Annotated in this window: 12 protein-coding genes; 8 read left to right on the forward strand and 4 right to left on the reverse strand. The window is 58.3% G+C overall.

Annotated elements, in window-relative coordinates; all coding sequences use genetic code 11:
* Nucleotides 1–7 precede the first annotated feature (7 nt).
* Nucleotides 8–298, forward strand: coding sequence for a hypothetical protein (locus tag ACRQ1B_RS11400; protein ID WP_432293677.1), 291 nt, complete (start codon nt 8–10; stop codon nt 296–298).
* 40 nt (nt 299–338) lie between these two features.
* Here ACRQ1B_RS11400 and polA read toward each other — a convergent pair whose 3' ends face one another.
* The gene (gene polA / locus ACRQ1B_RS11405; protein WP_432293875.1) at nt 339–3,326 is read right to left on the reverse strand and encodes a DNA polymerase I; all 2,988 of its coding nucleotides are present in this window, start codon (nt 3,324–3,326) and stop codon (nt 339–341) included.
* Between the two features lie 425 nt (nt 3,327–3,751).
* On the opposite strand from polA, the gene ACRQ1B_RS11410 reads away from it, so the two are divergent.
* Together ACRQ1B_RS11410 and ACRQ1B_RS11415 are read left to right on the forward strand one after the other, a co-directional pair.
* Nucleotides 3,752–4,183: a MarR family winged helix-turn-helix transcriptional regulator gene (locus ACRQ1B_RS11410; RefSeq protein ID WP_432293876.1), complete on the forward strand. Its 432-nt coding sequence runs from the start codon at nt 3,752–3,754 to the stop codon at nt 4,181–4,183.
* An 89-nt stretch (nt 4,184–4,272) separates the two neighbouring features.
* Entirely contained in the window at nt 4,273–5,664 is a 1,392-nt protein-coding gene (locus ACRQ1B_RS11415) for a dipeptidase (protein ID WP_432293678.1), read from the forward strand.
* 352 nt (nt 5,665–6,016) lie between these two features.
* Here the strand turns inward: ACRQ1B_RS11415 and ACRQ1B_RS11420 are convergent, their stop codons facing one another.
* A complete protein-coding gene (locus tag ACRQ1B_RS11420; RefSeq protein ID WP_432293679.1) occupies nt 6,017–6,226 on the reverse strand; it encodes a cold-shock protein in 210 nt (69 codons plus the stop codon).
* Nucleotides 6,227–6,715: 489 nt separating this feature from the next.
* Here ACRQ1B_RS11420 and ACRQ1B_RS11425 point away from each other — a divergent pair, with 489 nt between their 5' ends.
* Nucleotides 6,716–7,207: a YbaK/EbsC family protein gene (locus tag ACRQ1B_RS11425; RefSeq protein ID WP_432293680.1), complete on the forward strand. Its 492-nt coding sequence runs from the start codon at nt 6,716–6,718 to the stop codon at nt 7,205–7,207.
* On the opposite strand, the gene ACRQ1B_RS11430 is transcribed toward ACRQ1B_RS11425, so the two are convergent.
* On the reverse strand, nt 7,201–7,566 hold the full coding sequence (locus ACRQ1B_RS11430; RefSeq protein ID WP_432293681.1) for a hypothetical protein: 366 nt from the start codon (nt 7,564–7,566) through the stop codon (nt 7,201–7,203). The genes ACRQ1B_RS11425 and ACRQ1B_RS11430 overlap by 7 nt on opposite strands.
* A 74-nt stretch (nt 7,567–7,640) precedes the next feature.
* Between ACRQ1B_RS11430 and ACRQ1B_RS11435 the strand changes: the two genes are divergently transcribed.
* A complete protein-coding gene (locus tag ACRQ1B_RS11435; protein ID WP_432293682.1) occupies nt 7,641–8,150 on the forward strand; it encodes a hypothetical protein in 510 nt (169 codons plus the stop codon).
* A 156-nt stretch (nt 8,151–8,306) separates the two neighbouring features.
* Here ACRQ1B_RS11435 and ACRQ1B_RS11440 read toward each other — a convergent pair whose 3' ends face one another.
* A complete protein-coding gene (locus ACRQ1B_RS11440; RefSeq protein WP_432293683.1) occupies nt 8,307–8,810 on the reverse strand; it encodes a DUF982 domain-containing protein in 504 nt (167 codons plus the stop codon).
* Here ACRQ1B_RS11440 and ACRQ1B_RS11445 point away from each other — a divergent pair.
* From ACRQ1B_RS11445 to dnaK, 3 genes are all read left to right on the forward strand, one after another.
* Nucleotides 8,809–9,216 (forward strand): DoxX family protein, encoded by a 408-nt coding sequence (locus ACRQ1B_RS11445; protein ID WP_432293684.1) that lies wholly within the window; start codon nt 8,809–8,811, stop codon nt 9,214–9,216. The genes ACRQ1B_RS11440 and ACRQ1B_RS11445 overlap by 2 nt on opposite strands.
* A 180-nt stretch (nt 9,217–9,396) precedes the next feature.
* On the forward strand, nt 9,397–12,042 hold the full coding sequence (locus tag ACRQ1B_RS11450) for a transglycosylase domain-containing protein (RefSeq protein ID WP_432293685.1): 2,646 nt from the start codon (nt 9,397–9,399) through the stop codon (nt 12,040–12,042).
* Nucleotides 12,043–12,252: 210 nt separating this feature from the next.
* Nucleotides 12,253–14,154 (forward strand): molecular chaperone DnaK, encoded by a 1,902-nt coding sequence (gene dnaK / locus ACRQ1B_RS11455; protein WP_432293686.1) that lies wholly within the window; start codon nt 12,253–12,255, stop codon nt 14,152–14,154.
* Nucleotides 14,155–14,248: the final 94 nt, after the last annotated feature.

Genomic DNA, 14,248 nt, shown 5'->3' on the forward strand with positions numbered 1-14,248 from the left:
AAACAATATGAAGCAGACAGCCAGAAACGTGAGAAGCGCCGAACAAGTGGCTTTCGATCTCGAGGCCCGCATGGTCGTTCTCGAAATCGTCTCGATGACCAGCCTCGCCCTTGCACTGGACACATCGGAAAACGGCAATGCCGAACAGGCGCGCGGCATCATGAGCCTGATCGTCGAGACCGTGCAGCAGCGCTGTTCGGAAATGGGCATGTCGCCAGAAGCTTCTCACTCGGCGGAGCGGTATGCCCAGCAACTGCTGTCTACCGCCCTTCTCTCACTGTTTCCGGATGGTCACTGAGCGGCCCGCCATCCAACAGACCGCCCGCGCAATGCATGGATCAATGCGCCTCATCCCAATTGCTGGCGGCGCGCGCATCCACCTTCAGCGGAACGCGCATGGAAAGCGCCGGCATGGTGGCGCTTTCCATCACCGAGGTGATGACCGGGATTGCCTTGTCGACATCCGCATCCTCGACCTCGAAAATCAGTTCGTCATGCACCTGCAAGAGCATGCGCACGCGCTCGCTAAGGCCGGCCTTTTCAAGGGCCGGCTCCATCTGCACCATGGCGCGGCGGATGACATCGGCAGCGGAACCCTGGATGGGTGCATTGATGGCCGCACGTTCGTTGAAGGCACGCACCGAAGGGTTGGACGACTTGATGTCCGGATAGTTGATGCGCCGGCCAAAGATGGTTTCGACATAACCATCCTCGCGAGCTTTCGCCTTGGTGCTATCCATATAATCGCGGATGCCCGGGAAACGCTCGAAATACTTCTTGATATAGTCCCCGGCTTCCGAGCGTTCGATCGACAGCTGGTTGGCAAGCCCGAAGGCGGAAATGCCGTAGATAATGCCGAAATTGATCGCCTTGGCGCGACGGCGCACGTCCGCCGGCATGCCTTCGACCGGCACACCGAACATTTCCGATGCAGTCATGGCATGGATGTCGATACCATCCTCGAATGCCTTGGTCAGTTGCGGGATTTCCGCGACATGGGCAAGCACGCGCAGTTCGATCTGGCTGTAATCGGCAGAGACCAGCTTGTGGCCCGGCGTGGCGATAAAGGCCGTGCGGATTTTTCGACCTTCCGCATTGCGCACTGGGATATTCTGCAGGTTCGGCTCGGACGAGGACAGGCGTCCCGTCGTGGTCGATGCCAGCGAATAGGAGGTGTGCACGCGTTTGGTTTCAGGGTGAACGTAACCCGGCAGCGCGTCGGTATAGGTGGATTTCAGCTTGGTCAGTTGGCGCCAGTCGACGATCTTGCGCGGCAGTTCCGCCCCTTCGGCTGCGAGATCCTCCAGCACGCTGGCCGAGGTCGACCACTGGCCGGTCTTGGTTTTCGAACCGCCGGGCAGGCCCATCTTGCCGAACAGGATGTCGCCGAGCTGTTTTGGCGAGCCGACGTTGAAACGCTCACCGGCCAGTTCGTAGATTTCATCCTCGAAGGCAGCCGCCTTCTGGGCAAGCTCGCCGGAGAGACGCGACAGGATCTGCCGGTCGATGGTGATGCCGCGCTCTTCCATATCGGCAAGAACCGACACCAGCGGGCGCTCCAGCCGCTCATAAACGCGGTTGAGACCGGCAGCCGCCAGCTGCGGTTTCAGCACCATCCAGAGACGCAGGGTCACATCTGCATCTTCCGCCGCATAGGCGGTTGCCTTGTCGATGGCGACAAAATCGAAGGTGACACTGCTCTTGCCGGAACCGGCAACCTCCTTGAAGGCAATCGGCTTGTGGTTCAGCCAGCGCTCCGAAAGCCCGTCCATGCCGTGGTTGGCCTTGCCGGCTTCCAGCACATAGGACATCAGCATCGTATCGTCGTAGTTTTCGACGGTGATACCGTGGCGTTTCATCAACAGGTAATCGAACTTCAGGTTCTGCGCGACCTTCAGGACCGAAGGATCTTCCAGCAACGCCTTCAGGCGATCGAGCGCCTTGCGCGGGTCGATCTGGTTTTCATCCAGACCACCACCCAGAAGATCGCCGACACCGGTCTTGTGGGTCAGCGGCACATAGGCGGCGCGGATTGTCTGGCCGGACGGGTTTTCGGCATTATCCGCAATGGCGAGCGAAAAGCCGACAAGCTCGGCCTGCATCGGGTCGAGCGAATTGGTTTCCGTGTCGAAACCGACAAGACCGGTTTCGCGGGCGGCCGCAATCCAGTCGTCGAGCACTTCGATTTCGCGGATCGTCACGTAAGCCGTCGTATCGATCTTGGCATTGCCGAAGGCAGCAATGCGCGTCTCGGCCAGCGAAGCCGGTGTCGCCTCGCCCGTACCCTTGGCAGCAGCGGCCTTTGCCGGGTTGGCCGGTGCATCGGCCGCGGCCTCGCCGGTATCGGCTGCTGCGGAACCGGCATCGAGATCCGGACCACGTGCCGCCTCACCCCACTCGACCGTCACTTCGGTGGGTTCGATCTCGTCGGCATTGCAATCGCAGGCGGAAGCGACACGGCGCGTCAGCGTGCCGAACTGCATGGCCTTCAGGAAGCCGATCAGCTTTGGCCCGTTCTGCGGTTCCAGCACAAGAGCATCGAGATCGAGTTCAAGCGGTACGTCGGTGCGCAGTTCCACCAGCTGGCGCGACAGGCGCGCCTGATCGGCAAAATTGATGATGCTTTCGCGGCGCTTGACCTGCTTGATCTCGCCGGCACGCGCCAGCAGGGTTTCGAGGTCGCCGTATTCTTCCAGCAGCTGCGCCGCCGTTTTCGGACCGATGCCCGGAATGCCCGGCACGTTATCGACCGAATCGCCGACCAGCGCCTGCAGGTCGATCATCTTTTCCGGCGGTACGCCCCATTTCTCGACCACTTCGGGCAGGCCGATCTGCTTGTCCTTCATGCTGTCATACATGTGGACCATGGGCGTCACGAGCTGCATCAGGTCCTTGTCGGACGAAACGATCGTGACATCGGCACCGGTCGCTTCCGCCTGCCTTGCATAGGTGGCGATGATATCGTCGGCCTCGAAACCTTCGGTCTCGATACAGGGCAGGTTGAAGGCGCGCGTCGCCTGGCGGATCAGACCGAATTGCGGCACTAGTTCTTCCGGCGGCGCGGAACGATTGGCCTTGTAGGCATCGTAAATTTCCTTGCGGAACGTTTTCGAGGAGTAATCGAAAATGACCGCAAAATGCGTTGGCGTGACCCCGACCGAGGTGTCGCGCGCATCGGTCAACAGCTTCCAGAGCATGTTGCAGAAACCCGAGACCGCACCGACAGGCAGGCCGTCAGATTTGCGGGTCAACGGAGGAAGCGCGTGAAAAGCCCGGAAGATGAAACCGGAGCCGTCGACTAGGAAGAGGTGATCGCCTTTTTTCATGGCCATGAGATATCGTGCGTCGCGGGTTGCGTCCAATGAAACTTGGTCGGACAGCCGTTCTTTGAGCGGCCACAATCGCACCTCGCCTCATATCAACGTTACCGATTTGTAATTTTCATATCCCTTGAAAAGCCGCATTCCGCCGCTCATCTCATAACCAACGGCGCCTGATCACGCCGTCGTCTGAAAGCTGGCTCGTCCCCCGCCGCTTCAGACCGGGCAAGGGCCTTCCCCCCTCTCCGGGCCTTTGCCGCTTATAAGAGCCGCCATGACCGATCCCCCTCCCGGTCATGGCGGTTTCGCTTATCGCAACGCTCTCACTTTAGATTTTATTGACATAAACAGGGTCCTGCAGGTTTCGCAAAAGCATGGCAGGCTATACAGTCAGCCTGTTCCGCTCTCGCATCCGGAAGGATGATTTTCCAATGGCCTTCGATCGTTCGAATTCGGCGACCTATCTGGCAGGCCAGTTGGCCAAAGGGTTTGCGCGATCATTGCAGCAACGGGCCGCAACGCTCGGATTTTCACCCGGCCAGTTCCCTGTTCTTGTCGAACTCTGGCAGGAAGACGGACTGACCCAGAAACAGATCCTTGACCGCCTCGAAGTCGAACAGGCGACACTTGCCAACACGCTGTCGCGCATGGAACGCGACGGTTTGATCGGCCGCACACCACATCCGACAGATCGGCGCGCGCAGATCGTGTCTCTGACCGAGCGCGGTCGGGCACTGGAGAGCGAAGCCATGGACGCGGCAGCCGATGCCGAAAATGCCCTGCTCGGTGGCTTCCGCAGTTTCGAAAGGCAGCTGATGCTTGAATATATGCGCATGGCAGTCGAAAAAGCGCGAAAACTCTGAGAAGAGCATTCCAATAGCCGAGGGTGTTTCCAAATCATTCGGAAAGGGATTAGGGTCCGGCCAGTCTTTCAGAATGCAGGACCATTTCCATGACCGACATTTCCCCCGTCCTTTCCCGTGCCGACGAAAACCTGCCGGCAGCACTTGATCGCCTGTTCAACCTCGTGCGCATCAAGTCGATTTCTACCGATCCCGCCTACAAGGCTGATTGCGCCAAGGCAGCCGATTGGCTGGCCGAAGAACTGGTCTCTCTCGGCTTCGAGGCCTCAGTTCGCCCGACACCCGGTCATCCGATGGTCGTTGGCCACCATGCTGCGTCCACACCGGATGCTCCGCATGTGTTGTTTTATGGCCATTATGACGTGCAGCCAGTCGATCCGATCGAGCTTTGGGAAAACGACCCGTTCGAGCCGGCCATCAAGGATCTCGGCAACGGCCGCAAAATCCTGACAGGCCGCGGCACCGCCGACGACAAGGGCCAGTTGATGACCTTTGTCGAAGCCTGCCGCGCCTACAAGGATGTGCATGGCGCGCTGCCGATTCGCGTCACCATCTTGTTCGAGGGCGAAGAGGAATCCGGTTCGCCTTCTCTGAAACCTTTCCTCGAAGCCAATAAAGAGGAACTCAAGGCCGAATTCGCGCTGGTTTGCGATACCGGCATGTGGGACAGCGATACGCCGGCAATCGCTGCTGCACTTCGTGGTCTTGTCGGCGAAGAGATCACAATCACTGCCGCCGATCGCGACCTGCATTCGGGTCTTTATGGCGGTGCCGCAGCCAACCCGATCCACATCCTCACCACTGCCATTGCCGGTCTGCGCGATGAAACCGGTCGCATCACCCTTCCGGGCTTTTACGATGGCGTCGAGGAAACTCCGGAAAACATCAAGGCCAGCTGGGAAACGCTTGGCCGATCATCGGCAAATTTCCTTGGCGAGATCGGTCTGTCGGAACCGGCCGGCGAAAAGGGCCGTTCGGTTCTGGAACTGACCTGGGCGCGCCCGACCTGTGAGGTCAACGGCATCTGGGGTGGTTATACCGGAGACGGTTTTAAGACCGTCATCGCTGCGAAAGCTTCGGCAAAGATTTCTTTTCGTCTCGTGGGCACGCAGGACCCGCAGAAAATTCGCGACTCCTTCCGCGCCTACATCCGTTCGCAGATTCCGGCTGACTGCTCGGTGGAATTCCATGAGCACGGCGCATCGCCAGCAATCCAGTTATCTTACGATTCGCCTGCCCTGACCAAGGCGAAGAACGCACTTTCTGACGAATGGGCAAAACCGGCCGTCGTCATCGGCATGGGCGGATCGATCCCGATCGTCGGCGATTTCCAAACTATGCTCGGCATGGATTCGCTGCTGGTCGGATTCGGTCTCAATGACGACCGTATCCATTCACCGAATGAAAAGTATGAGCTGAAATCGTTCCACAAGGGTATCCGCTCTTGGGCACGCATCATCGAGGCGCTCGCCAAGCGCTGATTGCTTTGCGTGGCTTCGGTGTTTCTCGTCGGAGCCACATCGATTTTCGAAATCGAGGCAAAGCCTGAATAGCAAAAAAGGTCGGGCAAGCCCGACCTTTCGTATCCCGTTTCCTGCCTGCCATTACATCCGTGGTCAAACGAACGGGATCGGCACTTCTCAATCCGGCGGGCTTTTGACCCGCGGCTATGAGATGATCCTAGTCTGAAATGGTTAATATTTCGTTAACAACTAAACAAGCATCTTGGATCAGGACAGACAACGGTATGTCATGTTCCAAAATGCAAAACGCGCCCACTAGGGGCGCGTCTCGATTTCGTCGATCTCCGGCAACTGCCGGAGAGGGCGCCAATTAGGCAGCCTGAAGATTGTCAGCCGAAACGCGGCCCGAACGCTTGTCGGTAACCAGTTCGTAGTTGATCTTCTGACCATCCTTGAGGCCGTTCATACCCGCGCGCTCAACAGCCGAGATGTGCACGAATACGTCCTGTGCGCCGTCGTCAGGCTGGATAAAGCCGAAACCCTTGGTCGCATTGAACCACTTTACAGTACCGCTAGCCATTACGAAGTCCTTTCACTCGCAAATATAAGCTTGCTCATTGCCTCGCTGAGACAATGTGCGTCGATTCTCGTATTTGAAGGAAAGGTCTCGTAGCGTGGTGACGCCGTAGGTGCCGCTTGCAAACAAATATCGATGCCAAGGCAGGTATCGATGAGCGGTTGGGATGTCAAGACACAGCGATGTCGCAGGCACAATCGTCAATTGCACCAAACATCACTCTATCAACTGATTTTCATTCTCAACATCCGAAAATAAGAAACCCGGCGCGGGAGGAGGTGCGCCGGGTTCTTAAAACTGACTAGCAACCGGGAGGAGGAGGTGTTGCCAGTCCAATCGGGCGACACTGGGAGGAGGAGTGCGTCGCTTCGATGTTTATAAAATACGTGAAACTCGCCCAAAAAACAGACAGAGTTTCGCAGCGCAGCCATGCGCTGTACGCATGCCTTTCTGCGGCTTGCCGCGATCATGCCTCCGCATTAGGCTGCCTGCATGTCGCTCTTATCAGTTCAGGCGTTTTTCGCCATCCATGCTCCCGATATCACCGTCATGGAAACCGAGGGAAGTTCTTCAACGGTGGCACTTGCCGCCGAAGCACATGGTGTCGAGCCCGACCAGATTGCCAAGACGATCTGCCTACGCGCCGGCGAAACCGTTCTACTGCTGGTGACAGCAGGAACGCGCCGATTGGATAATCGTAAATTCCGCGATCATTTTGGGACGAAGCCACGCATGCTTGGCGGCGAGGAGGTTACTGAAATTACAGGTCATCCGATTGGCGGGGTATGCCCGTTTGGCCTCTCCTCGCCGCTTCCGATTTATTGCGACCTCTCTCTGCAAGATCACGGGACAGTCTTGCCGGCCGCAGGCGCTACGAATTCGGCGGTTCGAATTGCGCCACAAAGGATGGCGGAACTGGTGTCCGCCACCTGGGTCGATGTTTGCGACATGCCGAAGCCGCCAACCGATGATAGCGGTCAGTAGTAGCGGCGATACCAAGCCTGCTTCTGTTCCGCCGTCGTCGAGGCAACCAGATAACCGATGCCGAAACCGATGGCGCCGATCAGTGTGAACAGAGTTGTCGCAGCAGCGGGGTGTTCACGGATGGCGCCTGCAGCGGATGCCGCTTCATCCTGCACGTAATGGGCAGCGTTGCTGGCGCGTCGCGATACGTTTTCGTAGGCCTCGCCGCTCTTTTCCGCCAGTTTCTCGCGAATGGTCGCGATTTCGGCACGCAAGGTGGCCACTTCGTTCTTGAACGTATCGTTGACGTCAGATGCGCTCGGCAGATCGTCCGAAATATCTGCTTTGCGGACGGATTTGATTCCAATTGCCTCGGGCATGGGTGCCTCCAAACTTGGTTATGTTCAACGTATGGGAGCAGGGTGAACTGACGAGTGGCGGATAGGTTCCATATATGGACAGGAAGGCAGGCAATATCGAGCGAGGGCCAAATGTGACCGGTCAATCACGTTTTTGCCGTAATCGATTCGCGCCACTTCGTTATTTCCATAAAGAAAAGCCGGCGCTCCGGCCGGCCTGCCTGATGCAAAAACTTTATCTGAAATTTGCGTTCCTAACGGCTCTGCGCCAAGGTTTCGGCAAGGTGCGAAAGCGCCTCTTTTTCGCTCATGCCTTTCTGCAACGAATTGACCAGAATCAGCGCAAGCGCCTCCCCATCCGGGCTATCCTTGTTGATGCGGTGTTCGGTGCAGGCATTATCGAAGACCTGCTGAAGAAGGCTGAGCTGATCGGGATTGACCGGCTGTCGAACTTGTGTGCGCATGAAAATCTCCATCGCTCCCGGCTTCCCCTGCCGGGCGTTGGCTACAGTGCATACGTTCTTTACGTCTGCGAGGCGTTGGCCACCTTTCCCCGAAATAAAGGCACCAATTGGACTTATCTCCGCTCCGCTTACCGGAGATAGTTTTCCTGCAAAAACACAGCCTCTGCGGGAATTATCTTGAGGCCAAAACCATCGACTATGCAACTACAACTAATCATGGGTGATTTAGCATATTATTTTACTCTTAATTGTAGTGGGAACCATGAAAAAGGGGGCTGTCGCCCCCTCCTGAAAAATTCAGTTTGATGAAACCCGCGCTTCGCCGATGGCTTGCTCGAACTGAATGCGCGCCTCTTCGACGGTTTTCCTGCCGTCCAAGGCAGCGCGGCAAAGGCTGCGCGCACGAACAAACTCCGCTCCGCGAATAAACGGCCACTGTTCCGTCATCAGTGCCAGCGCATCATGCGGCCCTTTGACCAACTGCTCGCCTGCCTCACCAAACGTGATGCAGACCGGCTTTTTCCATTGAGATTTGCTGATTTGTACGTCGAGCATCGGACCTTCCCTTTTCACGGCTAGCCTTAACTCGCGAACCGCCTCAACGGTTCCACGAAAAACGATCTGAAATGGATCATGTATCACTTTTAAAGTGAAAACCAGATGAAAACGAAAGGAAATGCTCAATCGAGACATTACCGCCGCCGATTCATCACGAAGACGTGCTGTCAATTTGCATTGCTTTTCGCAGGTGCAGCAAACAAAGGGATTCGTTATCATTTTTCCTCCCGGAGTCGTCTTCATGCAGAACAATCTCAACAGCGCGCAGCCTGCACTTCTCAGCGTAATGCGCATCGCTCTCGGCCTCGTCATCTTCTCTTACGGCATGGCCAAAATCTTTCATTTTCACGCAGGCAATTTCACGCCGCCGACCGGCTCGCTGCCTTGGATCGCCGGCCTTATCGAACTGACGCTTGGCTTCCTGTTCCTTGTCGGCTTCCAGACCCGTATCGCCGCCTTCGTTTTGTCCGGCCTGATGGCTTCCGCCTATTTCATCGGCCATTTTCCGAAAAGCTTCTTCCCGACTGAAAACGGTGGCGGCGCGGCAGCGGTCTATTGCTTCGCCTTCCTCTATTTCGTCGCGGCCGGCGCCGGCCCGTTCAGCCTCGACGCCAAGCTCTTTGGCGCCCGCACCGCCAAGACTGCCTGAACCACATTGGAGAGGCACAGCCGACCAGGCTGCGCCTCTCCAGCCCGCCCCACACCCTTAATGCCTCCTTAAATCGCCGCATTTACAATTCATTGGAAATATCGGGCGAGGAACAGCGCGCGCCGCCGGACGCATCGTCATCGGCAGGCGCCCGACAGAATTGGGGTATTACCGGTCCGCATGGCATCCAGATCAAAGTCAAATGAACGCGTCGAGCCTTCCTTCGAGGACGAGGCAGAGCAGGATTCCGACTTTCGTCTGGACGCCGATGACCGCATTTCCGGCAAGGGCAAGGCCGCGAAGGGCAAAGCCAGGGCCGCACCCCCTTCCAAGAAATCACCCCGCAAGACGAAGGAACCACGCCAGTCCGGCGGCTTCTTCGGCTTCATCCGCTCGGTCGTCTACTGGTGCATCGTGCTCGGGATCTGGGCTGGCATCGGTGTGGGCGGCCTTGTTATCTATTACGGCTCAAAAATGCCGAGCGCCAGTTCGTGGACGATCCCTGACCGGCCACCGAATATCAAGATCACCGCACTCGACGGGCAGGTCATCGCCAACCGCGGCACGACCGGCGGCGAGGCATTGGCGCTGGAAGAGATGTCGCCTTATCTGCCACAGGCCGTCATCTCCATCGAAGACCGTCGTTTCTATTCGCATTTCGGCATCGATCCCGCCGGCCTTGCCCGCGCCTTCGTGAACAACCTGACCGGCCAGCCGATCCAGGGCGGCTCGACTATTACCCAGCAGCTGGCCAAGAACCTGTTCCTGTCGCCGGATCGCACGTTCGAGCGAAAAATTCAGGAAGTGCTGCTCTCCTTCTGGCTGGAAACCAAATTCACCAAGGACCAGATCCTTGCCATGTACCTGAACCGGATGTTTTTCGGTTCGAATGCCTATGGCGTGGAGGCCGCATCACGGCGCTATTTCAACAAGTCGGCGCGCGACGTGAACCTTGGTGAAGCGGCAACGATTGCGGGCCTTCTGAAAGCCCCTTCCCGCCTGTCTCCCGCACGCGATCCTGAAGCCGCGGAAGCGCGTGCACAGATCGTGCTGAGTACCATGCAGCAGGAAGGTTACATCACCGAAAGCGACCTGAAGACGGCGATGTCGCAGCCGCCGACCAAGGCAAAACGCTACTGGTCCGGCGCGCAGCATTATGCTGCCGATATGGTCGTGGACGAGGTGAAGCGTCTGATCGGCGACATCAAGACCGATGTTAATGTCGAGACGACGATCGATATGGCGCTGGAAGAAAAGGCCGAAAAGGCGCTGACGGATGTTCTTACCAAAGAGGGCAACAAGGTCAGCGCATCACAGGCTGCCCTTGTCTCGGTCGATGCTACCGGTGCCATCCGCGCGCTTGTCGGCGGCAGGGATTATACCGAAAGCCAGTTCAACCGCGCCGTCACCGCCAAGCGCCAGCCCGGTTCGGCCTTCAAGCCCTTCGTTTATGCCGCGGCCCTCGAAGCCGGTGCGCGACCGGATACGGTCTACAACGACGGCCCGGTGAAGATCGGCAACTGGACGCCTGAAAATTTTGACCAGAAGTATCGTGGTCCGGTTACCCTTTCGACGGCACTGACCAATTCGCTCAACACGATCGCCGCCCAGCTCGTCAATCAGGTCGGCCCCACCAATGTCATCCAGCTTGCCCACCGCGTCGGCATCGATTCGGACCTGCAGTCGAATGCCTCGATTGCGCTCGGCACCTCGGAAGTGTCGCTGCTGGAACTCACCTCGTCCTACGCCCCGTTCATGAATGGCGGCTTCAAGGCGGCGCCACATATCGTCACCCGTATTACCGATCCGGATGGCAAGGTACTCTACCAGTCGGATTTCCAGAACCCGCCCCGGGTTTTGAGCGAAACCGTTGCCGCGACCATGAACAACATGATGAGCCGTGTTGTGCTGGAGGGTACTGGCAAGAATGCGCGGCTGAAAAACTGGCAGGTGGCCGGCAAGTCGGGCACCACGCAATCTTTCCGCGACGCACTTTTTGTCGGCTATACGAGCATTCTCACCACTGGCGTCTGGTTCGGCAATGACGATGGCGCGCCGATGAAGAAGGTCACCGGTGGCGGTCTGCCGGCCAAGGCCTGGAAGGAATACATGACGGCGGCGATGAGCGGTTATACGCCGACGCCGCTTTACGGCAGCGGTGCGGGCTTCATCCTGCCGCCGGGCACGGAACAAGCGCCGCAGCAGACGACATTAGGCGATCTGATCTCCGGCGTTCTGCCAGGTGTCGGCAGCGATCCGGCACCGATCGACGATACCGGCGAATTCCCGCCCGCGCCGACGCCGGCGCAGCCTGCACAAAACCAGCAGGACACCAATCCATATCCGCAGGCACAGCCGGCGCCGAGCCAGCCCATGCAGGCGCAGCCACAGCAGCAGGTTCGTCCGCTACAGCCCGTTCAGCAGGTCCAACCTCAACAGCAGCCGCGCCCGCAGCAGCAACAGAGGCAACAGGCACCCGTTCCGGCCAATGTACGGCCGAACGACCGCGGTTACGCTCCTCAGGGTAATGTGCCGGCAGATCGCTACGATCAGCGCGAATATCGACCTGAATATCAGCCGGGCTACGAACCAGAATACCGTCAGCAGGACCGCGAAGTCAGGGACTACCGCGAATATCGTGGCGGTTACGGTGGCCAGGGCGGCGCGCCCGTTCCCCCGGGCGATGTCGGTGGAGATTACGGCAATTATATTCCGCCCGGCGACGTCGGTGGTGGCGGTTATATTCCGCCGGATAACCGCGGTTATGAGCAGCCTCACCCGATGCCGCGCCGGACCACACTTTTCGACATCCTGACCGGTGGCTGACGGCTGCATCCCGCGCTGTGAAGTATAGGTGCCGCAAACTCCTATTTTTGCTGACATTCGCGTGAATTCCCGCCTTGCAGTCGGAAAAACCCGTCCTTATATACGCCGCATGTCCGCAGCGCAGACTGCGGAAAACCATCCCAGTCGAGGAACTGTCAGTGGAATGCCTGAACGGGGTTCCGATGGTTCGCTTAAAGGAGAGAAGAAGATATGGCTAAAGTTATTGGCATCGACCTTGGTACCACAAACTCCTGCGTCGCCATCATGGATGGTAAGGACGCGAAGGTGATCGAGAACGCCGAAGGCGCTCGCACCACCCCTTCCATGGTCGCATTTTCGGACGACGGCGAACGTCTCGTCGGCCAGCCGGCCAAGCGCCAGGCGGTCACAAACCCGACCAACACCCTGTTTGCCGTCAAGCGCCTGATCGGCCGCCGCAACGACGACCCGACCGTCGAAAAGGACAAGGCACTCGTGCCGTTCGAAATCGTCAAGGGCGATAACGGCGACGCATGGGTCAAGGCTCAGGACAAGAACTATTCCCCGGCCCAGATTTCCGCGATGATCCTTCAGAAGATGAAGGAAACCGCCGAATCCTACCTCGGTGAAAAGGTCGAAAAGGCCGTCATCACCGTTCCGGCCTACTTCAACGACGCACAGCGCCAGGCAACCAAGGATGCCGGCCGCATTGCCGGTCTTGAAGTTCTGCGCATCATCAACGAGCCGACGGCAGCTGCTCTGGCTTATGGCCTCGACAAGAAGGACGGCAAGACGATCGCCGTTTACGACTTGGGCGGTGGTACCTTCGATATCTCGGTTCTGGAAATCGGCGACGGCGTCTTCGAAGTGAAGTCGACCAATGGCGATACCTTCCTCGGCGGCGAAGATTTTGACATGCGTCTGGTCGAATATCTGGCCAACGAGTTCAAGAAGGACCAGGGCATCGACCTGAAGAACGACAAGCTCGCCCTTCAGCGCCTCAAGGAAGCTGCCGAAAAGGCCAAGATCGAACTGTCCTCCGCACAGCAGACCGAAATCAACCTGCCGTTCATCACGGCCGACGCTTCCGGTCCAAAACACCTGACGCTGAAGCTGACGCGCGCAAAGTTCGAAAGCCTGGTCGACGATCTCGTCCAGCGCACGATCGCACCGTGCAAGGCAGCCCTCAAGGATGCCGGCGTTACCGCTGCCGAAATCGACGAAGTTGTTCTGGTCGGCGGCATGAGCCGCATGCCGAAGGTGCAGGAAGTAGTCAAGCAGCTGTTCGGCAAGGAACCGCACAAGGGCGTCAACCCGGATGAAGTCGTTGCACTCGGCGCCGCCATTCAGGCCGGCGTTCTTCAGGGCGACGTCAAGGACGTTCTGCTTCTCGACGTGACCCCGCTGTCGCTCGGCATCGAAACGCTCGGTGGCGTCTTCACCCGCCTGATCGATCGCAACACGACGATCCCGACCAAGAAGAGCCAGACCTTCTCGACCGCCGACGATAACCAGTCCGCCGTCACCATCCGCGTTTCGCAGGGCGAGCGCGAAATGGCACAGGACAACAAGCTGCTCGGCCAGTTCGACCTCGTTGGCCTGCCGCCGGCACCGCGTGGCGTTCCGCAGATCGAAGTCACCTTCGATATCGACGCCAACGGCATCGTGCAGGTTTCGGCCAAGGACAAGGGCACCGGCAAGGAACAGCAGATTCGCATCCAGGCGTCTGGTGGACTCTCCGACGCCGACATCGAAAAGATGGTGAAGGACGCCGAGGCCAACGCCGAAGCCGACAAGAAGCGTCGCGAAGGCGTGGAAGCCAAGAACCAGGCCGAAAGCCTGATCCACTCCAGCGAGAAGTCGCTGGCGGAATACGGCGACAAGGTTGGCGAGAGCGATCGCGCCGCCATTCAGGATGCCATCACGGCCCTGAAGGGTGCGGTTGAAGCTTCCGAGCCGAACGCAGAAGACATCCAGGCCAAGACCCAGACCCTCATGGAAGTCTCCATGAAGCTTGGTCAGGCCATCTATGAGGCCCAGCAGGCCGAAGGTGGCGCTTCAGAAGGCGGCAAGGACGACGATATCGTTGATGCCGACTACGAAGAGGTCAAGGACGATAAGAAGTCGGCTTGATCGTGTGTTTGCCCTTTGGCAGACAGACAAGCATAGTTGACAGGAAATCCGGCTGCCATCGTGCAGCCGGAATACTTTCGGGAGCCGGTTAAAT

The sequence above is a fragment of the Endobacterium panacihumi genome, from assembly GCF_050847465.1.
In the GTDB taxonomy this organism is placed as follows: Bacteria; Pseudomonadota; Alphaproteobacteria; order Rhizobiales; family Rhizobiaceae; genus Neorhizobium; species Neorhizobium panacihumi.